A 21,584-nucleotide genomic window follows, 5' to 3' on the forward strand; every position below is an offset into this window, starting at 1 on the left:
TCAAAGAACGGCATCTCAAATATAAGAAAAACCCCATCACGGTGATGAGGCTATAAAATTTCATTTAAATTGAAAGCGTTACTTTGTCGATCAGATCGGACGGGAAATTCATCCGAATCATGAGCTGCTCGATCATCTGCTGCTTACGACTGGTATTATTATTGGTAATCACCCAGAAAGGTGTATTGGGAATTGCTTTCGGTTTGGTTGTTTTACCGCTTGCCAGCAAAGTTTCCTCATTGTCAGAAAAGTAAACCCGTTTTCTGCCTTTCACTTCCATCGCTTCAGAAAAACTAACCGAATCAATATGATAAAGTGTAGAAAGAACCAACATAAACCGATCAATTACTTTTTTCTGAGCTGCAAATTCATCGGAAATCAACAACTCACGAATGACCTGAACACCCGATAACTGTGGTTCTCTTCCTGCATCTTTACTGACAACAATGCCTTGAGTACCAGCCTCTTGCGGGTGCACCGATTCATTAGGTACTAATGGAACAACATGAGAAACAGGCAGAGACGGATTTTCCTGGCCATCGACATTCAACAACCGACGCAATATATCCGATGCACTCTCACCGATGTGGCATGTCTGACTCGCAATATAACGGTATAATTCCTCATCAACCTCAATTGTTTTCATTCGCTTTTCACAATCTCTATGTTTAAACTCTTTGGGATTATAGCGAGATCTTTTACGATACACCACGATAAACCGAATACAAACAGAGAAAATGTCTACACAACTTCACTATAAAATTGAAGGGGATGGGTCACCGATTATCCTGCTACACGGACTGTTCGGCAGCTTGGATAATCTTGGTTTACTGGCCCGTGACCTAAAAAATGACTATCAAGTCATTCGTCCCGATTTAAGAAACCACGGGCTTTCTTTTCAAGCGACAGCGCATGATTATGAGTTGATGGCTGAAGATGTTGCCAGCCTGATCCGGTCACTTGATCTCCCACCGGTAATATTAATCGGTCATTCAATGGGTGGGAAAGTTGCCATGAAGCTGGCAGCCCTCAATCCTCAGCTCATCAGTAAATTGGTTATCATCGACATGGCTCCGCTGAAATATCATGAACGCCATCACGATGACGTGTTTACCGGATTATTCGCTGTACTGAAAAAACACCCGCCAAACCGAGAAGCCGCGATGCAGCTTCTTGCTCAGCATATTGAACAAGAATCGGTCCGCCAATTTTTAGGTAAGTCGCTCTACAAAAACGATGACAAAATGACATGGCGTTTTCAGGTTGAGGCACTCTATAACAATTACGAGCATATTCTTGACTGGCAGCCGATTCAACCAGTCCAAATACCGACACTCTTTCTGAAAGGCGGAGATTCAGATTATATTGGTCCAGATGCTCAAGGTCCGATTATGAAACAATTCCCTCATGCAAAAGCGCATATCATTGCGAACACCGGGCATTGGCTTCACGCAGAGAAACCTCAGGACGTCCTGAGAGTTATCCGTAAATTCTTATTCAGTGACAACGGAATCCACCAACAGCCCACTTCCTGATGGTGCATTAACTTTAACGGACAACAGTGGTATAGTTCGCGCAATCATCAGATCGAAATGGGCGTACTGAGTTACTCAATCCAGATAATGCGATGACGAATCGCACATGATGACAATCATGCAGAGATGAATTTTCAGGGTTCTATCCCATAAGTAGACGACACATATATAGGGTAATGATTTTATGGCAAGTGTAGGTATCTTCTTTGGTAGTGATACAGGTAATACTGAAGCCGTTGCAAAAATGATTCAAAAGCAACTTGGTACAAAATTAGTTCATGTGCAAGATATTGCAAAAAGCAGTAAAGAGGACATAGACAACTTTGACTTACTGCTATTTGGCATCCCCACTTGGTACTACGGTGAAGCACAGTGCGATTGGGATGATTTTTTCCCGGAGCTTGAGGGCATTGATTTTTCAACGAAACTTGTTGCAATCTTTGGCTGTGGCGATCAAGAAGACTATGCTGAATATTTCTGTGATGCCATGGGAACAGTTCGAGATATCATTGAAAGCAAAGGTGCAACCATCATTGGTCATTGGCCGACGGAAGGCTATGAATTTGAAGCATCCAAAGCACTGGTGGATGACAACCATTTTGTCGGTCTATGTATTGATGAAGATCGCCAGCCGGAACTCACTGAAGATCGCGTGAATCACTGGGTCAACCAAGTCTACGATGAAATGTGTCTTTCTGAGTTAGAAGATTGATTTTTATCGATAAAAGACCTGTGCTTGCAATGAATGTCCAAATTTTGGACAAGCTTTGACAGTTCAGGTCTTTTTATTTATCGGTGGATCTTATAAAGTACAACTATCACTCGCATCTATATATGGAACAAACTGCACAGTCTGTCACGCTCTCAGGAAAGACACAATATCCTTTAAAAGTTAGTGGTTTATTGTTTGCGATGACTAACCTATAATAATTCAAATCATGAAACACTGTGACTGATGCAGATCATCAACAGGAAAATATATGTCTGATAACAACCAAGCACTCAAGGATGCGGGCCTGAAGGTCACTCTCCCTCGGTTAAAAATTCTCGAAGTTTTGCAGCAGCCGGAGTGCCAGCATATTAGTGCTGAAGAACTGTATAAGAAATTGATTGATCTTGGCGAAGAGATTGGTCTGGCTACCGTTTATCGTGTTCTAAACCAATTTGACGATGCCGGTATCGTTACCCGCCATCACTTCGAAGGCGGAAAATCTGTATTTGAACTATCAACACAAGAACATCATGATCACCTTGTTTGCCTCGATTGTGGCGAAGTGATTGAATTCTCTGATGAAGTGATTGAAGAACGCCAAAGAGAAATTGCTTCTCAATATAATGTACAACTGACAAACCACAGTCTTTATCTTTACGGTAAATGTCGTGAAGGGAGCTGTAAAGACAACCCCAACGCTCATAAGCGTAAGTTTTAAAAAAAACCACCGATAAATCGGTGGTTTTTTATCTCATCATCAATTACAAGTAATCCCGAACGAGAATTTCTGCAATCTGAACCGCATTGGTTGCCGCCCCTTTACGGACATTATCAGCAACGACCCATAAATTAATACCCTGATGGTGGCTGATATCATTACGGATTCTGCCGACAAAAACATTATCCTGTCCGCCAGCATTACCAACCTGCGTCGGAAACTCTTCTCCGGAGAACACCTCGATATTCTCAGACTGACGCAGTAAATCAGCCACCTGCTCCGCATCAATCGGTGCCCGGGTTTCCACATGCAACGCTTCCGCATGGCCGTAGAACACCGGTACCCGAACACAAGTTGGATTGACCTGAATCGTTGGATCATTGAAAATTTTCTGTGTTTCCCACACCATTTTCATTTCTTCACGTGTATAACCATTATCCATAAAGGCATCAATCTGAGGAATGCAGTTGAATGCAATCTGTTGGCTGAACTGGTTTGGCTCCGCAGGTACTCCATTCAACAGCCTGGCAGTTTGCCCGGCTAACTCATCCACGCCCGATTTTCCGGCACCGGAAACCGATTGATAGGTCGAAACATTGATGCGTTCAATACCGACGGCATCATGAATCGGCTTTAACGCAACCAACATCTGTATTGTTGAACAATTTGGATTGGCAATAATGTTCCGGTTACGGAATTCAGCAATGGCTTCAGGATTCACTTCGGGTACAACCAGCGGTACATCATAGTCATAGCGGAACTGAGATGTATTATCGATGACGACGACACCTGCATCCGCAGCGATTGGTGCCCATTTTTCCGACAGTTTCCCCCCCGCAGAAAAGAGAGCAATATGTGCCTGAGACCAGTCAAAATCTTCAACGTTCTGGACATACACTGACTTGCCGTTAAACCGGTAGCTTTTTCCTTCGCTGCGCTCACTCGCAAGCAAAAAGAGTGTTTCTATAGGAAACTGGCGTTCCCGAAGCACTTCAATCATTGTCTCACCGACAGCACCTGTGGCACCGAAAACAACAACGTTAAATTTTTGACTCATGGTGTTACCTCAATCTGGAAACCTAATTCTGACAGCGGACTCAAATGACAGTTTTGCTGACCAGTTATTTTTATTGCACCGTATTCACGACGATCCCAATAGTTTTTACGCATGGCATCAAAAGCACCCGGTTGATTAATCACTCGTCTAAACAGCGCATCGTCCCGGCGAACGTCATAGACTAAATGGATCAAATTCACCAACGTCGCTTCATCCCAAGCATGGGACAGACAAACTTCAGAGATCGGTGCAACCGGTAAAAGATTATTCGGACTCGCCCAAAGATCGTAACCGAGGAAAGTACAATAGCTGTTAAAAATCATCGTTGTTCCACGAGCTTTGCCTTCTAACCCGTAACCGGCAATATGTGGCGTCGCAAAAGCGAGTAATGGTAACAACGCCATATCAACTTCCGGTTCAAACTCAAATACATCTAAAACCGCGGTGAACCCATCCTGTTGCTGCAAACGGTATTTCAATGCGGCATTGTCAACAATTGGACCCCGTGCTGCATTAATGAGAATCTGGTCGGCCCGCAAATTGTTAAGCCGTCGCGCATCCATCAGGTGATAAGTAGGCCAAGCGCCATCTTTCACCAGCGGGGTGTGTAAGGTAATCACATCGGCTGTTTCCAACAGCGTTTCCAGTTCAGTAAACTGGCGCGGATCACCTTCAGCTTCTTTGGGAGGATCATTGAGTAATACGTTTAACCCAATACCACGCAGACAGTCCGCAAGATAGCTGCCAACCTGCCCGGCACCGATAATGCCGACAGTTTTATCAAAAACAGAGAATCCCTGCTGTTGTGCAAGCACCATCAGAACACTGAATACATATTCGGCAACCCCAACTTTGTTACACCCCGGCGCAGCGGTAAAGAAAATTCCCCGTTCCTGCAAAAGCTTCTGATCAACATGGTCCATACCCGCTGTCGCGGTACCGACAAATTTGAGCTTATCGGCCTTTTGCAATAATGCATCATTGACCTTCGTCACGGAGCGAATCATTAAAGCATCAACATCCACTAAGTCATCAGCAGTTAAATCACGTCCGGATTTTAGAATCACATCACCCAATTGGCTGAATAGTTCTTCAGCATAAGGCATATTTTCATCTATGAGGATTTTCATACCTGACATCATCTTTTTCGAAATAAAGAGGGATTGTACAGAAAGTCGGAACACGGTTCGATATAAATGTTCTATACGAAAAAATACTCGGTATCGTATGACACCGAGTATTGAATGGTTCAATCCGAATACGATTGGACTGACAGAGACTCAATCACTGCACGCATAGCAGTGCAAGAAACCCTGACTCAATTAGCCCTGATATTTACGCATCAGCAAGGTTGCATTGGTCCCGCCGAACCCAAAACTGTTCGACATCACCGTTGTCAGTTCCTGCTCTCTACCCTCAGTGACAATATCTAACCCATGTGCTGCTTCATCAAGATTCTCGATATTCACACTTGGTGCGACAAAGTTATGATGGAGCATCAGCAGAGAATAAATAGCTTCATGGACCCCAGCCGCACCCAGCGCATGACCTGTCATTGCTTTTGTTGCTGAGATCGCAGGGCTTTTTCCACTGAACACTTCCTGAATCGCGTGGAGCTCTTTAACATCACCGGCAGGTGTTGATGTCCCATGCGTGTTGATGTAATCGACTCGATCAACATTCTGCATCGCCATCTTCATACAACGCACAGCACCTTCACCAGAGGGGGCTACCATGTCATAACCATCAGAAGTGGCACCGTAACCCACGATTTCACCATAGATGGTCGCCCCACGAGCCAACGCATGTTCCAGCTCTTCCACGACAACCATGCCGCCACCACCGGAAATGACAAATCCATCCCGATCTGCATCATAGGTACGAGAAGCACGATCAGGTGTATCATTATACTTGGTTGACAATGCACCCATCGCATCAAACATCATGGTCATCGTCCAGTCGAGTTCTTCACCACCACCGGCAAAGACAATATCCTGCTTACCAAGCTGAATGAGTTCTGAGGCATGACCGATACAGTGAGCAGACGTCGAACATGCGGAACTCATACTATAGTTGACACCGCGAATCTTAAATGGCGTCGCCAGACAGGCAGAAACTGTCGATGACATTGTTCTTGTAACCATATAAGGACCAACTCGTTTGACCCCTTTCTCACGCAATGTATCGATAGCAAGAGATTGGTTCAGTGCTGATGCACCGCCAGAACCGGCAACCACACCAGTTCTGTCATTTGAAACCATCTCTGGTGTTAATCCGGCATCGGCAATCGCTTGTTCAAGTGCCAGATAGGCATAAGCAGCAGCGTCTCCCATAAACCGCATTTGCTTACGATCAATCAGCGTGGACGGATCAATTTTCAGATCACCCCATACTTGAGAGCGCAGACCTTTCTCTTTGAATTGCTCAGACGCTGTAATACCTGATTTTCCAGCTCTCAGAGATGCCAGAACTTCTTCGACATTGTTACCGATACTGGAAACAATACCCATACCGGTTATTACAACTCGTTTCATATAAGATCCCTATTCTTTAAAAAATTCGTATGATTTCGCATAAGATGATAGCCGACAAAGTTTATTGAAGTGGTCAGCTTTCCAAGAAATTCGTACAATTCATTCACCGTTAGTATACCGCCCATAAAAGAAAAACACAGCTATGACTAGAATAACCAACGCCAAACTTGACTGGAACGAGGCCGGAACTCCCGTATCCGGAGAGTTTGACGACGTCTATTTCTCGAATGTGAATGGACTTGAGGAAACAAGATACGTTTTTCTTCAAAAAAATCAATTACCTGAACGCTGGAATCATTTAAATCGGTCAAGATTTGTGATTGGAGAAACAGGATTCGGGACAGGGCTTAATTTTCTCGCTACCTGGCAAGCATTTGATCAGTTTCACCGTCAGCATCCGGACGCTTCTCTCCAGTCACTCCATTTCATCAGTTTTGAAAAGTATCCGGTGAGTCGGGATGATTTAATCAAAGCACATCAAGCCTGGCCTGAACTGGCAGAGTATGCTGCAGAGCTCCAGCAATATTACCCGCTGGCAGTGCCGGAATGCCATCGAATGACATTTGCTGACGGTGCTGTCACGCTTGATCTGTGGTTCGGGGATATTCATGACTGTATGCCGTTAGTCCCCGTCCCTCAGGAAGGCTTGATTGATGCGTGGTTCCTCGATGGTTTTGCGCCGAGCAAAAACCCTGACATGTGGAATCAGCAGTTGTTTGATCACATGGCAAAACTGGCTAAAGCGGATGCAACGTGTGCAACGTTTACGGCCGCAGGCTTTGTTCGCCGCGGGTTAATGGAAGCCGGTTTTACCATGCAGAAAGTTAAAGGGTTCGGTACCAAACGAGAAATGTTGGTCGGCAATCTGGAAACACCGACCGGATTCACCAATATGCTGCCGTGGTATGCCCACCAGTCAGTTGCTGATTTATCGGATGTGGCCATTATCGGTGGCGGGATCGCCGGCGCCACATTGGCAAAAACCTTAAGCCGCCGGGGCATTCAGGTCACACTCTATTGCCAAGATGACCAAGCGGCGCAAGGTGCATCAGGCAATCGTCAAGGTGCTATCTATCCGCTGTTGAATAGCCAACACGATCCATTATCTCGCTTTTTTGCCGCAAGTTTTTTATATGCGCGACAATTTGTAGAACAGCAGCGCAGTGACGGTCTCGATTTTGATTACCAATGGTGTGGTGTGACCCAACTGATGTGGAATGAGCAGGCGTGCAAGAAATTGAAACCCATCGCGACAGGCCGTTTTCCCCAAGAACTGGTGACAGGTCTGGATTCACACCAGACATCAGCAACGCTCGGTTTACCGGTTACAGCGGAAAGTCTCTATTATCCGCTCGGTGGCTGGGTTTGTCCGGCACAACTCACCGGGCAACTACTGTCATCGTTACAGGCATCCGGCCGGCTCCGAACCCATTTCAACACTAAAATTGATCAACTCCACTGGGATGAACAGGCAGCAGTCTGGCAACTCCATAGTGCGGATCAAATCTTTCGTCATCAATGTGTCGTCATTGCCAACGGGCACCAGTTTGACCAATTTTCCCAGACTCAGACACTACCACTCGCACAAGTAAAAGGTCAGGTCAGTCATATCCCGACCACGGATACGCTCAAGCATCTCAATACTGTGCTCTGTTACGATGGTTATATGACGCCCGTCAATCCTGCCAACCAACAGCATTGTATTGGTGCCAGTTATGATCGCCAGAATCTTGACACTCACTTTGATCCGGCAGCGCAAACACAAAATCGAGACAAGCTGCAAAGCTGTATCCCCGACCAGTCATGGCCAGACGAAGTCGATATATCGCACAATCAGTCAAGACAAGGGATTCGCTGTGTTAGCCGCGATCATCTGCCTTTTGCGGGAAATCTGGGTGATTTGCCAACCATCAAAACACAGTATCATGCATTGGTTACACAAACGGCTCAGTCCGCCCCCCAAATCCATCATTATCCACACCTCTACGGGATGTTAGGGCTCGGCTCCAGAGGGCTAAGCTCTGCGCCGCTGCTGGCAGAGTGCCTTGCCTCTATCATGTGTGGTGATCCACTGCCGCTATCGGTTGATTTACTGGAACGCATTCATCCCAGCCGAATGTGGGTCAGAAAACTGCGCAAAGGCAAAGCAGTTGCGGCATCATAATTTTCCCGGTCAAACACATAAAAAATCACCCGAGGTCCCCCTGGGTGATTAATGTTTGACCGAGGCCACAATAATCAGGTCTTGAAACGATTATCCCTGTAACGTTTTAACCGCTTGCTCAATTTCAGCCGCAATGGCTGCGTTAGTGACTTGGCCTTTTTCCATGTCAAAATTGTCGTAAAAGCTCGGTACGGAAATCGATGCTTTTACATCACCACCAAAAAAGCCGGCAGAAGCTGTTGCGGCAGCCAATACTGACTGAGCCCCACCGGGGCCCGGAGAGGTTGCTAAATAAACGGCTGGTTTGCTCTTGAAGATATCCCGATCAATTCGGGTCGCCCAGTCAAACAAATTCTTATACGCTGCCGGATGATGGCCATTGTGCTCCGCGAAAGAAATAACAAATGCATCCGCCTGTGACAAATCATCAAGAAAGGCCTTAGCGCCTTCTGCATGGCCGATCTCTTTTTCTAGATCTTCGCTAAACATCGGCACTGAATAGTTTTTAATATCAATTACTTGAACTTCAGCGTCCGCGACTAAATTTGCCGCATAAGTTGCTAATGCTTTATTAATCGAAGTTGAACTGGTACTCGCACCAAACGCAATAATTTTCACCGTCATTACCTCTCTATCATCTTAGAACATGCTCAGAATAAGCCTTGATCGTCATGGCAACAACCGCAAAATTTGTATAGATACATTCAAATAATTAGAACTACCGTCACAGGTATCTATGGCGCCTTCGCGAAGTTCATTTGAGACAGAAGCCTTTGCCATAATTGTTGTACAATCACTCGATCCGCCGGTGCCAGCTCAGAACGGGCGTTATCCAGACTTGTTTCGATCCGTGCTTTCAGCTCAGCCAGTTCGGTAATACCTTCATCTTCACATGATGCCGCAGCCAGTGAAATATGCCCACGCAGATAACCACCGGCAAATAGTTCATCATCAGAGGCGTGTACAATGCCATCATCGATCAATGCCAGCATTTTTTCTTCAAATTCAATAATCATTTTATACTCTTCATTGCCACTATAGTGACGGACTGTTTGACAGCGCAACCATACAATTATCTCAGTCGGGTTACTATATGACCTGAAAAGAGACAATGTCAGACTGACATTATTTCACAACAAATAATGCCGGAGACAACGGAGCAGTCTGATAAAAACTCCGCAATGCTTCGGCAAGAAGACCAACCCGTTCGGGCAACCCCTGACCAAGAATCTGCATCACCTCAGCATGGACTTTTACCATAAATTGCAGCCGATCCGGCTCAAAATCGCCATTCAGATTGTCACAACTTACAGAAAAGGGAAAGCCGGCACTGACCGACAGAATCCATTCGTAAGCCTGAGGGCGAATTTCAACCTGCTCAAAAGCTGCCTGAACTTCACGAGTCCGACCATCCGGTTCATACCAATAGCCAAAATCTTCCAACCGGCGTCGCTCAGGACCTGCAACACACCAGTGCGCAATCTCATGCAGTGCGGATGCATAAAAACCATGCGCGAAAATAATCCGGTGATAAGGCACTGAATCATCAGCCGGTAAATAGATGGGTTCATCATCTCCCAGTACCAGATGCGTTTGATAACGCTCAGCAAAGGTTCGGTTAAAAATGTTGATTAAGTCCTGATATCGATGAACCATAATTTACTTGATCTGTTGTGACGACAGCGTGCATTTTCCAGTTTTTCCCACGAGAGGTAAAGTCTCACCATAAAAAATGCCCTCAGAAGAGGGCATTCAAGCAAGGTTTTGCGAACAATACGCAAGATAATAGATAATGAGTGGGTCAGATTTTCGGTGTCTCAGTCACCACATGCTGGTTTTGACCGCGATGACGCAACAGGTGATCCATCAAGACAATCGCCAGCATCGCTTCTGCAATCGGCACCGCACGAATCCCGACACATGGGTCATGACGCCCTTTGGTAATCAATTGCGTTTTCTCACCCGTTTTGGTGATGGTGTCTCCGGGAACCGTAATACTGGAAGTCGGTTTCAGCGCGATATTCGCAACAATATCCTGCCCCGTCGAAATACCGCCCAGCACCCCACCGGCATGATTACTGCCGAAGCCTTGCGGTGATAATGTATCCCGGTGCTGACTCCCTTTTTGCTGAACAACTGCAAAACCGTCACCAATTTCAACGCCTTTGACCGCATTGATACTCATTAATGCGTGCGCAATATCCGCATCCAAACGGTCAAACACCGGCTCTCCCAAGCCAACGGGTACTGATGTCGCCACAACCTGAATTTTGGCACCAATAGAGTCACCCTGCTTTTTCAGGTCTCGAATCAGTGCGTCAAATTGTTCGACTTTATCAATATCCGGGCAGAAAAAAGCGTTGTTTTCAATTTCATCCCAATCAACTTTATCGATGGAGATATCGCCCATTTGTGACAGATAGGCCCGAATTTCAATGCCGTACGCCTGACGAAGATATTTCTTGGCAACCGCACCGGCAGCAACTCGCATTGCAGTTTCACGCGCTGAAGAGCGACCACCGCCGCGATAATCCCGAATGCCATACTTTTGGTAGTAAGTATAATCAGCATGTCCAGGGCGGAATTTATCTTGAATCTCTGAATAATCTTTCGACCGCTGATCGGTATTTTCAATCAACAACCCAATCGAGGTGCCGGTCGTTTTACCCTCGAATACCCCGGACAAAATTTTCACTTCATCCGGTTCCCGCCGTTGTGTGGTGTAACGTGATGTTCCCGGACGACGTCTGTCGAGATCGATTTGCAGATCAGCTTCTGTCAGTTCGAGCCCTGGTGGGCATCCGTCAACGATACATCCCAGAGCAAGACCGTGACTTTCTCCAAACGTCGTTACACGGAAATGTTGCCCGATACTATTTCCTGCCATGCACTTTCCTGTTTATTCATGTTGTGGTTAACAATTTTCTGAATCACTATTTTCTTCGCTAAATGGCGATTTTTATTTTCATTCATGGTGGTGTCTGGCGAACCCATCCGGTTCATGAGACCCATATTCACTTAAATATGGCCTCATAGTCGCTTGATTCTGATTTGTTGTAAAGCCCAGCGCGCTTCTCTCACCGGATAGCTTTAATTCCGCAGATAGCTTTAATCACGATAGTCAGCAAAATGATCAGCACATTCAACTAACTGTTGGCGAGTCAGCATAAAGACCCCATGACCACCGTTGGAAAATTCCAGCCAAGTGAACGGAATATCCGGATACTGTGCCATCATGTGAACCATCGAATTGCCGACTTCGCAGATCAAGATCCCTTGCTCGGTCAAATAATCCGGTGCATTAGCAAGGATTCGACGGACTAATTCTAATCCATCCACCCCGGCTGCCAAACCGAGTGCCGGTTCATGCTCAAATTCTTGCGGCAACGAATCCATGTCTTCCTGATCAACATAAGGCGGATTAGAGACAATCAACTCATAAGTGGCTTTAGGTAAGTCTCTGAACAAATCAGAACGCATCGGGAAGACTTGCTGTTCCAAGCCATGATCCTGGATATTGATTTCGGCAACAGCCAGAGCATCGGTAGAAATATCAACGGCATCCACTTCCGCCTCGGGGAACATATGCGCACATGCAATGGCAATACAGCCACTCCCCGTACAGAGATCCATGATTTTATTCGGTGTTTCCGTCAGCCAAGGCTGAAACTGATTTTCAATCAACTCACCAATCGGAGAGCGCGGCACCAGTACCCGCTCATCGACAAAAAACTCCAACCCACAAAACCAAGCCTTATTGGTCAAATAAGCAACTGGCTTGCGTTCTTTAATACGCTGAATCACCCGTTCGACAATACCAGCTCTTTCACTCATCGTCAGACGAGAATTTAATACATGTGAAGGCACATCGATCGGCAGATATAAAGTGGGTAAAATCAACTGAACCGCTTCATCCCAAGCATTATCGGTGCCGTGACCGTAAAATAATCCGGCAGCGTTAAAGCGGCTGACCGCCCAACGAATCATATCCTGAAGTGTATGAAGCTCAGCGACCGCCTCATCGACAAAAATCTTATCCAAAATTGCCTCCAAAAAGCGCTACAATACTGCTTATCCGTATTTAACAAACATATGAACAGCGAATGAGTGACCACGACCCATATCAGGATGATGACTCAACCTTATTCAACGATGCAGTAAAGGGCGTAAAAAAGTTGCATCAGGATACCATAGTCCGGCAACCAAACAGAAATACCAAACAAAATTTAGCACGCCGTAACATTCATAATACCAATGACAATGAGTTCTATTTTTCTGATGAATTCGTGCCTCATCTTGATCAGGAGGGACCAACGCGCTACGCACGCAGTGACGTTTCCAAATATGAGGTCAAGCGGCTACGTCGCGGCGTTTATGTGCCGGACGTTTTTCTGGATATGCACGGCATGACTCAAAAAGAAGCAAAAAGAGAGCTGGCTGCGATGATCGCCTACTGTATTAAAGAAGGCATCCATTGTGCCGGTGTTCAGCATGGTATTGGCAAACACATTCTGAAACAGAAAGTTCCTCTGTGGCTAGCCCAGCACCCTGATGTGATGGCTTTCCATCAGGCCCCGATGGAATTTGGCGGTGATGGCGCGTTACTGGTACTGCTGTCTGTTCCTGAGAAATAGAGTCCGAAAAACAAAGCGCGGCAATACAAAAAATAACGCGCTCAACATCCCCACCGGATACTAATAATCCATATCGGTTGGAATGGTCATTGCTTCTTCATTGAGTTTTGGCCGTTTACCACCGCGTCGCCGATACTGTCGCAACTGAAACACATAAGCCAAGACTTGAGCCACCGCTAAAAACAAGCCATCTGGGATTTCCTGCTCTAATTCGGTGGTATGGTAAAGCGCACGAGCCAACGGTGGTGCCGGCACAATTTCAATCTCATGCTCTCTGGCCACTTCCCGGATTTTCAGGGCAAGGTGATCAATACCTTTAGCCACCACAATCGGTGCTTTATCACTATTTTGTTTATACCGTAGTGCCACAGAGAAATGTTCCGGGTTGGTGATAATCACATCCGCTTGAGGCACATCAGCCATCATTCGTCGCTGTGCCGCTTCTCTTTGCAACATTCGGATCCGACCTTTGACTTCAGGTTTTCCTTCCGTGTCTTTGTATTCATCTTTGACTTCCTGTTTGGTCATTTTTAACTGATTGGCGTGCTGCCAAATTTGAAAAGGAATATCAATAGCGACCACAATGAGTAAAGAGCAACTAATCAATAGGACGAAATTCAATAAAATCTGCAACGCGTGATAAATATTTTGCGGGAACGCATCCAGACTCAGCTGAAATAGATCCACTTTCTGACTCTCAATCAAAAAGAAAGCCGCACCGGCAACCAGTGTGACTTTTAAAATAGATTTCAGTAATTCGACCCAGCTTTGCAAACCAAACATCCGTTTGAGTCCACTCAGCGGGTTCAATTTTGACATTTTAGGGCGGGCAGCTTCTGCCGAAAAAGAAATCCCACCGACACCGGTTGCACCGAGGAGCGCAGCAATAAATAGCGTTACCAGAACCAACACCATGGGCAAGATTAGCGTCACCAGTGATCCGGATAAAACATCAAACAGTTTAGGCAGGTCAAAGATCTCTTCGCGGCTCAAGGTAAATAGCCGCCCCATCGTCAGATACAAAGCTTTCGCTAAACTTTCCCCGAACCACATCAGCGCAATCGCACCAACGACCAGTACCGATACCGACGCTAACTCCTTCGAACGGGCAACCTGCCCTTTCTCTTTTGCCTGTTCTCGCCTTCGGGGTGTGGCTTCTTCGGTACGTTCTTGTCCGTCAGACTCAGCCATAGTCTGTCCTCCTTAAGGTGCCTGACAATCCAGTCGTATCAAGCGACAAATCTGAGCCTGCCCCTGCTCCCAGAAAATCTCATAATGACTGTACAGCCCGGTAACAATGTACCAGCACAGTAGTAATCCGACCATAAGCGCAAAAGCAAAGCCAAGAGAAAAAATATTCAACTGTGGTGCTGCCCGAGTCATGACGCCAAACGAAAGATTGACGGTCAATAAGGCAATAATGCCGGAAAGAGACATCGTCAATGCGACTTTAAATATAATGCCAAACCACAACGCCAATTCGCGAAAGTCAACGGATGTCAGCCCCCCTTGACCAATCGGTAATGATTTAAAACTAAAGGCAATCAGTTGAAGCATCTTTAAATGCCCGTCACTGGCCAGAAAAAACATCGTCGCCAGAAACATAAAAAACTGCCCCAGTAGCGGTGTATTTTGGCCGTTAGCGGGGTCAACCATTGAGGCAAAGCCCAAGCTCGATTGCATCCCGATAATTTGACCCAGCATGACAAATGTCTGAATCATAAACTGCGTCACCGTTCCCATCGCCACGCCAATGACAATTTGCTCAAACGTAATCATGAATCCCGGCAGGGAAAGCAGTTCAATATTTGAGGGAACAGCCGGAATCGCCGGCATGATGGCAAATGTGATGGCAATGCCAAGGTAGAGACGAATGCGGGCAGTGACAAACCGCGCCCCTGTCACAGTCATCACCATCAACATGGCAGAGATCCGAGTCAGCGGCCAAAAATATGTGGCGATCCAATCTAAAATCAGGTTTGCCGGATATGTCATCACGGGTGCCTCAATAGAGGATTTGGGGTAAACGATCAATCATGGAATAAAAGAACTCCATTAAAATCCGAGTCATCCAATGGGCAAACAGCATCAACGCCAGCAATGTCACGATTAAACGGGGGAGAAAGCTGAGGGTCTGCTCGTTAATCGAGGTCGCAGCCTGAAAGACTGCAACCGCTAAACCAATCAATAAACCGGGCACAATGATTGCCGAAACCATTAGTAATACAATCCATAAAGCATCGCGGAATATTTCAACAAAAGCTTCTGGTGTCATTGTCTCCCCCTAAAGTGCAAAACTGCCTGCGAGTGTCGATAGAATCAGGTTCCATCCATCGACCAACACAAACAACATCAGCTTGAATGGCAAAGAAACAATCATAGGAGACAACATCATCATCCCCATTGCCATCAAGACCGAAGCAACAACCAAATCGATCACCAAAAAAGGAAGAAACAACATAAACCCGATCTGAAAAGCTGTTTTTAACTCAGAGGTAATAAAGGCCGGAATCAATACCGTCATTTCGACATCTTGCGGATCGGTTGCCTGCGAGCCGGACATATTGACAAACGTTTCTAAATCTTTAACCCGTGTCTGCTTGAGCATGAAAGCTCGCATCGGTTTTTGCGCTTCATCAAAGGCTTGTCTCGCATTAATCTGCTCATTGAGATAAGGCTGGATCGCGCGTTCATTCACTTGGTGAAATACCGGAGACATAATAAAAAATGTCAGAAACAACGCAATCCCGATAATGACTTGGTTTGATGGCGTTTGCTGCAATCCCATTGCTTGGCGCAGAATCGACATAACGACCACAATCCGGGTAAACGAGGTCATCAGAATCACTAATGCCGGCAAGAAGCCGAGCATCGTCATTAAACCGAGAATCTGTAAACTAATCGAATAATCCTGACTACCGTCAGGATTGGTCGTCATTGTAATCGCAGGAATACCGGCCTGATTCGAGTGAGCGGCCGTTGCTGTATTTGAAATACCCTGTGCGGTAATACTCTGTGTGACCAGACTACTGGCAGGCTGAACCTCTCCAGAAGCTGGTGCTGCCCAAGACATCACAGAGAACAACCCTAAACACAGCACCAGCCCGTGAAGGGCCAGTCTGTTCCAATGCGATGTGACTAAATGGAAGCTATATTTTATCATTCTTTTTCAAAAACCGATTAAGTTGGCCCGCAAAGGGATGTTCCACTGTCCGAGACCCGGATGCCAACGGTTGCTCAAGCTTGGAAATCAATTGAATCGAATGGCTTGTCGCTCCGACTAAAAACTGCTCTTCTCCTGCCTGAACAACCAATAGTTTTTCTTTCGTTCCAATCGGAAGTTGACGAATGATCATCAGATCTTTTTGATGACCCAACGCTGGTAAACGCATCTTTTTGAGTAAAAATGCCAGTACCAGAATAAAGGCAATCACAAAAACCAGAGACCCCAGCGTCGTCAAGATACTCATGGAGTCGCCAACCTCTGCCCAAGCGGGAAAGGCACAAAAAAACAGACTAAACAGGCTAATTAATCGTTTCATCAACGCCCTTATCTCAGCTTCTTAATCCGTTCTGTCTGGCTAATCACATCGGTTAAACGGATCCCGAACTTATCGTTGACCACCACAACCTCACCATGAGCAATCAACGTCCCATTGACGAGGACATCCAATGATTCTCCGGCAATGCGATCCAGTTCGACAACCGAGCCTTGGTTCAATTGCAGCAAATTACGGATACTAATTTGTGAGCGACCGACTTCCATCGAAATCGTCACCGGAATATCCATAATCGTATCTAGTTTCCGTCGCTCATCTTCTGAAATAGGCTGTGATGTATCTTTCAACTCTTCAAGTGGCGCTGCCAATATTTCATCAATATCGTCATCTGATGCTGCATTCGGGTCTTCACCCAGCGCCGCAGCCCACTCATCTGCCAGTTTTTGATCATCAATATCAGACATCTTTGCTACCTACTTTAGTCTTTTACTTCATCTTCTCTTTCAAGATCGGAAATAATATCCTCACTCAAAAAAGCCAAATCTGTCTTCACAACATCAGGACGTTTGATTTTCTGTGAAATCTGAATGGCCAGGTTATCTTCCGAACGCCCCATTTTCACACGGAAGGTCGGCAGTTCTTCCACAAACATAATCGCATGTTCAGGCATATCAATCGGAATGACATCTCCCACCTGCAACTCCATCAAATCTCTTAATGCCAAGACTTTTTCCAGCAAGTTCACGCGGAAATTGACCGGTACGTCCATGATTTCTTCACGCAGCGCCGAGCTCCAGCGAACATCCGTTTCCATTTTATCCGATTGAACCCCGGCATCTAAAAGCTCACGGATCGGTTCAAGCATCGAGTATGGCATGACCATATGGAAATCACCACCACCGCCATCGACCTCAATATGAAACGAACTCACGACAATTACTTCCGTCGGGCTGACAATATTGGCCATACTTGGGTTGACTTCGGAGTCAAGATATTCAAACTCAACCCCCATCACCGGAGACCAAGCTTCTTTATAATCTGCGAACACAATTTTCAACAACAGTTGAATGACGCGACGCTCTGTCGGAGTAAACTCACGCCCTTCGATTCTGGCGTGAAAACGGCCATCCCCACCAAAGAAGTTTTCCACCAAAATGAAGACTAAGCGTGCTTCCATGGTAATCAGCGCCGTCCCTTTTAATGGGCGGAAACGCACCATATTGAGACTGGTCGGGACGTACAGCGTATTCTGATACTCCCCGAACTTCATCATCTGTACGCCGTTAATCGACACTTCGGCTGTTTTTCTCAGCATGTTAAACAAACTGATACGCAAATGACGCGCAAATCGTTCATTAATCAACTCAAGCGTCGGCATCCGTCCCCGGACAATGCGATCCTGAGAAGAAAAATCAAAACTGGTCGCCTCACGCGTATCCGTGTCTAACTCTTCTTCTTCATCATCGACACTATCGACGCCATGTAATAGCGCATCAATCTCGTCCTGGCTTAATAGATCAGTCACACATCACCTATTGCATTACAAAATCAGTAAACAGAACTCGTTCAATCACAGGCTCTCCGACTGCTTTGCTCAGCGCGGTCTGAATATCTTTCGTCGCTCGGTCACGCAACTCAATCCGACCATTGGGTGACCGCAGTTGTTCTACCGTCGCAGAAGCAAACGTCGAGAGCAGAGAACTTTCGATTAATGGGGAGTGGTAACGGGCCTGATTTTCATTCTCACTCCCTCGTACCATTAATTGAACTTTAATCTGAACCATCCGATCACGTTTATCACCCGTGACATTAAACACGAACGGTTGAGGAAGACTGACATAAGCCACGGGTTCACTCTTGGTATCAACCTTCGCGACACTCTGCTCAGGTTCTGCAGTTGGCGATTCCTCATCCGAACCCATCATAAAAAATGCAGCACCGCCACCAACCAATAGCAATACCACCAGAGCGATAATGATAATCAAAAGTTTCTTTTTGCCGCCGGATGCATTTTCTGCGACACCATTCTCATCTGCCATAATTATCTCTGCATGTGCAACATACTAATTTTTAACCCTATGCGTAATAACTAATCCCATCACGCTTCGAACTCACATTCACATCAAGTTTAACACCTGTGTCCGGATTATCATCATGAAAAACCGAATCCTGACTCAACAGCGCATTACGCCCAGATGACTGCCCCTGTCCCGAAGCCGCATAACCTTGTTGCTGCTGCCCGCTGCCTTGGTGCTGGACAGATGTTTCGCCAAGCTGAACACCTTGCTGTGACAACATGTCTCTCAAACGAGGCATAGAGTGTTCAAGTGCTTCTCTGGCTTGTGGCGTTGCCACGGTAAAATGCACAGTGGCGGCATCACCGGACATGTTCATGCGGATATGCATTCGTCCCAGTTCCGGCGGATCAAGCCGTATATCAATGTTTTTCAAATTCTTGGACATCATCATCTGAACCCGATCCGAGAGCTGATCGGCAGCCATTGCATCTTTTGCCAAATAAATCGAAGTAGGATTCTGGGCTACATCAGCTCTTATATTACTCTGAATACCCGAGGTCTGTTGACCAGTCAGTGATGACAGTTGATGTGCAAAATGTCCTTCTTTTCCCGTACCGTCATCAATCATTCCCTCAGAACGGGCTTTGCCATCATCAGATCCAGCAAGGCGCTGACGAATCCATTGCTCGCGCCCGACGGCACTCGCGGATAAAGTCTGCAATGCCGCCTGAGATACGGTGGAATCGCCGGAAAGAGGCATGAGCGAGTTGGTGGAACCATCACTCTGAATTGCCTGAGTCAACGAATTCACCGGAACAGGTGCTGCTTGAGGCAATTGTTGAGCTGCTGTCTGTTGCTGGGCCATGTGTATATGATGACGGGGATCTGCTTTTGGCGGTAATTCTTGATTCAGAGACTGCAGTAGCTTTTGTGATAACGCAGCTTTCTCAGTATTGCCTTCCACTCCCGATAAAGCAGCAGTATGAACCTGCTCACCACCATCGGTTGCCACCACATCCTGCATCTCCGCCTGACCGATAACATTCTGATTTGATACGCCTTGGATATTAACTCCGGCAGGTATCTGAACGGATTTAACAGTGGCTTCTTTACGTCCTGAATCTTTATGTTCCGTATCTTGATGTCCGACATCTTTGGTCTGTACTTCAGATGCGACAACGGATGATGCTACACTGCCATTAGCTTGAGCAGTGGTTTCTGTAAGCTGAGATATATCAGCCGTCACCGCTTTCTCCCCTGTCAGGTCATGTTCATCCAGACCTTTACCTTTAGTTTGGGAAGGAGAACTGTCCGGTTCAATCTGAGACAAAGACAATTCTGCAGGGCCGGCTGGATCCTGAAGAACTGCTGAGTCAGTCACTTTGGTCTGTGGCACCGTGTTTGCTACATGCTTGGCATGCTCAGGTTCAATGGCATCCGAGGCTGGCAATTTCTTGCCGTTTTGCGACACAAGCTGTTGTTCAGCCCCTTTAAGCCGGCTTAATACAGCTTCACCTTCTCCCATCGTCCGCAATGCAGCTTCTTTTTGTGCCGATGAGGCACTTGGCTTGGTGGATACCAGAGAGGATGATGGAACTGTCGCAACGGACCGGATGCTTGAATCGGGACGAGGAACATTCACCTCAGTGGTACCGCCATCACGCTGATGTTGCCCACCGGATGTTTTCACCTCCGCGATTTGAGCGTTATCCAAATCATCAACATTCTCAGACAAATTCTTCAGCGATAGCGTCTCAGATAAATCCGTCTCGGCCAGCTCGGTTTGAGACTGTTCTTTTCCAGCAAGCGCTTTCCCTGTCATTTCTTTGTCAGATATTTCTTTATCTGACAATAGGGCATCTGCTGACATATCACCAACGACATCTGATGCCGCCTCAATGTTTTTTACTTCACCGCCTTTTACTAAGGGTTTTCCAGAAACAGAAACCGAATCCTCTCCCTTAAATAAAGCTGCAAGTTTGGCAAAGAAGCCACCGGACTCTTGCGACGATTCAGCAACATCACCAACAACGGCATCATCACTAACCGCTTTGTGGTGAGACTGAGCTTTCTGTGTCCCTGACGTGGGCGTGAGGTTGATATTCATATCCAGTACTCTTGCAAACCAAACCTAATTGACGGTATTTGCTATCACAGACAAATGACCTTGATGCAAACAACTTGATATTAAATAAGCAAAAAGTAAGCCATATCATTCAGAATCTGAGTTTGGTTAATAATATCGTGATTCAGATATGGTAAGGGTTTGTTTAAAATCGTGCTTTGCGGGCATACTGAATCGTTGTAAATTCATCGAGTTGTTTCTGCTCTCGTTTAATTTCAACCTGTTGTTTTTCGGCCCGTTTTTTGTCACGCAACCACTCATAGGAACGGCGAGTTTTACGGACTTCAAGCCAATGTTCCTGACAGTTCTCAACTTGATCGATAAAATGCTGCTCGGCACCTCTTTGTTTAGCTAGCGTCTCATCTAACTGAGTTAAGAAACGATTGAGATGTCCATACTGGCTTGCCGTTAAACCGGCTTTTCCCCGGTCAATCATTTGATGACAATAATCCAGACGATACTGTTCAATCTGACTCACCTGGCGGTAGTAACTTTCCAGTTCCTGACGTGCGCTATTTAATGCGAGCACTGCTTTCTCTTCATTCTCTTTCGCCTGTTCCAGCAAGAATTCCAGTGCATTTTCCATA

General features: G+C 46.2%; 24 protein-coding genes and 1 pseudogene. 5 read left to right on the forward strand and 20 right to left on the reverse strand.

Features of this window, described 5'->3' with window-relative positions; translation table 11 throughout:
* Nucleotides 1-64 precede the first annotated feature (64 nt).
* Both VRK_RS10255 and VRK_RS21690 read right to left on the reverse strand, forming a co-directional pair.
* Nucleotides 65-586: a hypothetical protein gene (locus VRK_RS10255; protein ID WP_443083473.1), complete on the reverse strand. Its 522-nt coding sequence runs from the start codon at nt 584-586 to the stop codon at nt 65-67.
* A 3-nt stretch (nt 587-589) separates the two neighbouring features.
* Nucleotides 590-646, reverse strand: a pseudogene (locus VRK_RS21690) (replication initiation negative regulator SeqA); the annotation flags it as partial.
* A gap of 91 nt (nt 647-737) precedes the next feature.
* Between VRK_RS21690 and VRK_RS10260 the strand changes: the two are divergent.
* From VRK_RS10260 to fcrX, 3 genes are all read left to right on the forward strand, one after another.
* Entirely contained in the window at nt 738-1,535 is a 798-nt protein-coding gene (locus tag VRK_RS10260; RefSeq protein ID WP_059121275.1) for an alpha/beta fold hydrolase, read from the forward strand.
* Between the two features lie 184 nt (nt 1,536-1,719).
* Nucleotides 1,720-2,247: a flavodoxin FldA gene (gene fldA / locus VRK_RS10265; RefSeq protein ID WP_059121276.1), complete on the forward strand. Its 528-nt coding sequence runs from the start codon at nt 1,720-1,722 to the stop codon at nt 2,245-2,247.
* Between the two features lie 268 nt (nt 2,248-2,515).
* Nucleotides 2,516-2,965: a ferric iron uptake transcriptional regulator FcrX gene (fcrX, locus tag VRK_RS10270; protein WP_059121277.1), complete on the forward strand. Its 450-nt coding sequence runs from the start codon at nt 2,516-2,518 to the stop codon at nt 2,963-2,965.
* Between the two features lie 43 nt (nt 2,966-3,008).
* Here fcrX and VRK_RS10275 read toward each other — a convergent pair whose 3' ends face one another.
* The 3 genes from VRK_RS10275 to fabB all read right to left on the reverse strand — a co-directional run bounded on the left by VRK_RS10275 (nt 3,009) and on the right by fabB (nt 6,556).
* The gene (locus VRK_RS10275) at nt 3,009-4,022 is read right to left on the reverse strand and encodes an aspartate-semialdehyde dehydrogenase (RefSeq protein WP_059121278.1); all 1,014 of its coding nucleotides are present in this window, start codon (nt 4,020-4,022) and stop codon (nt 3,009-3,011) included.
* The gene (locus tag VRK_RS10280; protein WP_059121279.1) at nt 4,019-5,152 is read right to left on the reverse strand and encodes a 4-phosphoerythronate dehydrogenase; all 1,134 of its coding nucleotides are present in this window, start codon (nt 5,150-5,152) and stop codon (nt 4,019-4,021) included. The genes VRK_RS10275 and VRK_RS10280 overlap by 4 nt, the downstream gene beginning before the upstream one ends.
* A gap of 192 nt (nt 5,153-5,344) precedes the next feature.
* Nucleotides 5,345-6,556 carry a beta-ketoacyl-ACP synthase I gene (fabB, locus tag VRK_RS10285; RefSeq protein WP_059121280.1) on the reverse strand — a complete coding sequence of 404 codons (1,212 nt, stop codon included), beginning with the start codon at nt 6,554-6,556 and terminating at the stop codon, nt 5,345-5,347.
* 142 nt (nt 6,557-6,698) lie between these two features.
* On the opposite strand from fabB, the gene mnmC reads away from it, so the two are divergent.
* Complete coding sequence (mnmC, locus tag VRK_RS10290; RefSeq protein ID WP_059121281.1) at nt 6,699-8,720, forward strand: bifunctional tRNA (5-methylaminomethyl-2-thiouridine)(34)-methyltransferase MnmC2/FAD-dependent 5-carboxymethylaminomethyl-2-thiouridine(34) oxidoreductase MnmC1; 2,022 nt, start codon at nt 6,699-6,701, stop codon at nt 8,718-8,720.
* Between the two features lie 90 nt (nt 8,721-8,810).
* Here the strand turns inward: mnmC and VRK_RS10295 are convergent, their stop codons facing one another.
* From VRK_RS10295 to prmB, 5 genes are all read right to left on the reverse strand, one after another.
* Complete coding sequence (locus VRK_RS10295; protein ID WP_059122735.1) at nt 8,811-9,338, reverse strand: NADPH-dependent FMN reductase; 528 nt, start codon at nt 9,336-9,338, stop codon at nt 8,811-8,813.
* Nucleotides 9,339-9,454: 116 nt separating this feature from the next.
* On the reverse strand, nt 9,455-9,736 hold the full coding sequence (locus VRK_RS10300) for a YfcL family protein (RefSeq protein ID WP_059121282.1): 282 nt from the start codon (nt 9,734-9,736) through the stop codon (nt 9,455-9,457).
* 109 nt (nt 9,737-9,845) lie between these two features.
* A complete protein-coding gene (locus tag VRK_RS10305) occupies nt 9,846-10,376 on the reverse strand; it encodes an elongation factor P hydroxylase (protein WP_059121283.1) in 531 nt (176 codons plus the stop codon).
* 145 nt (nt 10,377-10,521) lie between these two features.
* On the reverse strand, nt 10,522-11,607 hold the full coding sequence (aroC, locus tag VRK_RS10310; protein WP_059121284.1) for a chorismate synthase: 1,086 nt from the start codon (nt 11,605-11,607) through the stop codon (nt 10,522-10,524).
* Nucleotides 11,608-11,828: 221 nt separating this feature from the next.
* A complete protein-coding gene (prmB, locus tag VRK_RS10315; RefSeq protein WP_059121285.1) occupies nt 11,829-12,761 on the reverse strand; it encodes a 50S ribosomal protein L3 N(5)-glutamine methyltransferase in 933 nt (310 codons plus the stop codon).
* Nucleotides 12,762-12,823: 62 nt separating this feature from the next.
* Between prmB and smrB the strand changes: the two genes are divergently transcribed.
* The gene (smrB, locus tag VRK_RS10320) at nt 12,824-13,354 is read left to right on the forward strand and encodes an endonuclease SmrB (protein WP_059121286.1); all 531 of its coding nucleotides are present in this window, start codon (nt 12,824-12,826) and stop codon (nt 13,352-13,354) included.
* Nucleotides 13,355-13,414: 60 nt separating this feature from the next.
* On the opposite strand, the gene flhB is transcribed toward smrB, so the two are convergent.
* The 10 genes from flhB to fliJ all read right to left on the reverse strand — a co-directional run bounded on the left by flhB (nt 13,415) and on the right by fliJ (nt 21,583).
* Nucleotides 13,415-14,545: a flagellar biosynthesis protein FlhB gene (flhB, locus tag VRK_RS10325; RefSeq protein WP_059121287.1), complete on the reverse strand. Its 1,131-nt coding sequence runs from the start codon at nt 14,543-14,545 to the stop codon at nt 13,415-13,417.
* 12 nt (nt 14,546-14,557) lie between these two features.
* Nucleotides 14,558-15,349: a flagellar biosynthetic protein FliR gene (gene fliR, locus VRK_RS10330; RefSeq protein WP_059121288.1), complete on the reverse strand. Its 792-nt coding sequence runs from the start codon at nt 15,347-15,349 to the stop codon at nt 14,558-14,560.
* A 10-nt stretch (nt 15,350-15,359) separates the two neighbouring features.
* Nucleotides 15,360-15,629 (reverse strand): flagellar biosynthesis protein FliQ, encoded by a 270-nt coding sequence (gene fliQ, locus VRK_RS10335; RefSeq protein ID WP_059121289.1) that lies wholly within the window; start codon nt 15,627-15,629, stop codon nt 15,360-15,362.
* A gap of 9 nt (nt 15,630-15,638) precedes the next feature.
* A complete protein-coding gene (fliP, locus tag VRK_RS10340; protein ID WP_231735812.1) occupies nt 15,639-16,427 on the reverse strand; it encodes a flagellar type III secretion system pore protein FliP in 789 nt (262 codons plus the stop codon).
* A 76-nt stretch (nt 16,428-16,503) separates the two neighbouring features.
* A complete protein-coding gene (fliO, locus tag VRK_RS10345) occupies nt 16,504-16,896 on the reverse strand; it encodes a flagellar biosynthetic protein FliO (protein ID WP_059121291.1) in 393 nt (130 codons plus the stop codon).
* An 8-nt stretch (nt 16,897-16,904) separates the two neighbouring features.
* Nucleotides 16,905-17,318: a flagellar motor switch protein FliN gene (gene fliN / locus VRK_RS10350; protein ID WP_059121292.1), complete on the reverse strand. Its 414-nt coding sequence runs from the start codon at nt 17,316-17,318 to the stop codon at nt 16,905-16,907.
* A gap of 14 nt (nt 17,319-17,332) precedes the next feature.
* Entirely contained in the window at nt 17,333-18,379 is a 1,047-nt protein-coding gene (gene fliM, locus VRK_RS10355; RefSeq protein ID WP_059121293.1) for a flagellar motor switch protein FliM, read from the reverse strand.
* Nucleotides 18,380-18,386: 7 nt separating this feature from the next.
* Nucleotides 18,387-18,893 (reverse strand): flagellar basal body-associated protein FliL, encoded by a 507-nt coding sequence (gene fliL, locus VRK_RS10360; protein WP_059121294.1) that lies wholly within the window; start codon nt 18,891-18,893, stop codon nt 18,387-18,389.
* A 37-nt stretch (nt 18,894-18,930) separates the two neighbouring features.
* Entirely contained in the window at nt 18,931-20,979 is a 2,049-nt protein-coding gene (locus VRK_RS10365) for a flagellar hook-length control protein FliK (RefSeq protein ID WP_059121295.1), read from the reverse strand.
* A gap of 163 nt (nt 20,980-21,142) precedes the next feature.
* On the reverse strand, nt 21,143-21,583 hold the full coding sequence (fliJ, locus tag VRK_RS10370) for a flagellar export protein FliJ (protein WP_059121296.1): 441 nt from the start codon (nt 21,581-21,583) through the stop codon (nt 21,143-21,145).
* Between the last annotated feature and the right edge of the window lies 1 nt (nt 21,584).

This window comes from Vibrio sp. MEBiC08052 (genome assembly GCF_001506075.1).
Classification (GTDB): domain Bacteria; phylum Pseudomonadota; class Gammaproteobacteria; order Enterobacterales; family Vibrionaceae; genus Vibrio.

Coding starts and splice junctions, on each gene's coding strand:
- flhB (WP_059121287.1), bottom strand. CDS start 14,545: ATGGCTGAGTCTGACGGACAAGAACGTACCGAAGAAGCCACACCCCGA.
- mnmC (WP_059121281.1), top strand. CDS start 6,699: ATGACTAGAATAACCAACGCCAAACTTGACTGGAACGAGGCCGGAACT.
- fliJ (WP_059121296.1), bottom strand. CDS start 21,583: ATGGAAAATGCACTGGAATTCTTGCTGGAACAGGCGAAAGAGAATGAA.
- VRK_RS10280 (WP_059121279.1), bottom strand. CDS start 5,152: ATGAAAATCCTCATAGATGAAAATATGCCTTATGCTGAAGAACTATTC.
- VRK_RS10365 (WP_059121295.1), bottom strand. CDS start 20,979: ATGAATATCAACCTCACGCCCACGTCAGGGACACAGAAAGCTCAGTCT.
- fcrX (WP_059121277.1), top strand. CDS start 2,516: ATGTCTGATAACAACCAAGCACTCAAGGATGCGGGCCTGAAGGTCACT.
- VRK_RS10305 (WP_059121283.1), bottom strand. CDS start 10,376: ATGGTTCATCGATATCAGGACTTAATCAACATTTTTAACCGAACCTTT.
- fliQ (WP_059121289.1), bottom strand. CDS start 15,629: ATGACACCAGAAGCTTTTGTTGAAATATTCCGCGATGCTTTATGGATT.
- fliL (WP_059121294.1), bottom strand. CDS start 18,893: ATGGCAGATGAGAATGGTGTCGCAGAAAATGCATCCGGCGGCAAAAAG.
- fliR (WP_059121288.1), bottom strand. CDS start 15,349: ATGACATATCCGGCAAACCTGATTTTAGATTGGATCGCCACATATTTT.
- smrB (WP_059121286.1), top strand. CDS start 12,824: ATGAGTGACCACGACCCATATCAGGATGATGACTCAACCTTATTCAAC.
- VRK_RS10275 (WP_059121278.1), bottom strand. CDS start 4,022: ATGAGTCAAAAATTTAACGTTGTTGTTTTCGGTGCCACAGGTGCTGTC.
- fabB (WP_059121280.1), bottom strand. CDS start 6,556: ATGAAACGAGTTGTAATAACCGGTATGGGTATTGTTTCCAGTATCGGT.
- VRK_RS10300 (WP_059121282.1), bottom strand. CDS start 9,736: ATGATTATTGAATTTGAAGAAAAAATGCTGGCATTGATCGATGATGGC.
- fliO (WP_059121291.1), bottom strand. CDS start 16,896: ATGAAACGATTAATTAGCCTGTTTAGTCTGTTTTTTTGTGCCTTTCCC.
- fldA (WP_059121276.1), top strand. CDS start 1,720: ATGGCAAGTGTAGGTATCTTCTTTGGTAGTGATACAGGTAATACTGAA.
- fliP (WP_231735812.1), bottom strand. CDS start 16,427: ATGTCTTGGGCAGCACCAGCTTCTGGAGAGGTTCAGCCTGCCAGTAGT.
- aroC (WP_059121284.1), bottom strand. CDS start 11,607: ATGGCAGGAAATAGTATCGGGCAACATTTCCGTGTAACGACGTTTGGA.
- VRK_RS10260 (WP_059121275.1), top strand. CDS start 738: ATGTCTACACAACTTCACTATAAAATTGAAGGGGATGGGTCACCGATT.
- fliN (WP_059121292.1), bottom strand. CDS start 17,318: ATGTCTGATATTGATGATCAAAAACTGGCAGATGAGTGGGCTGCGGCG.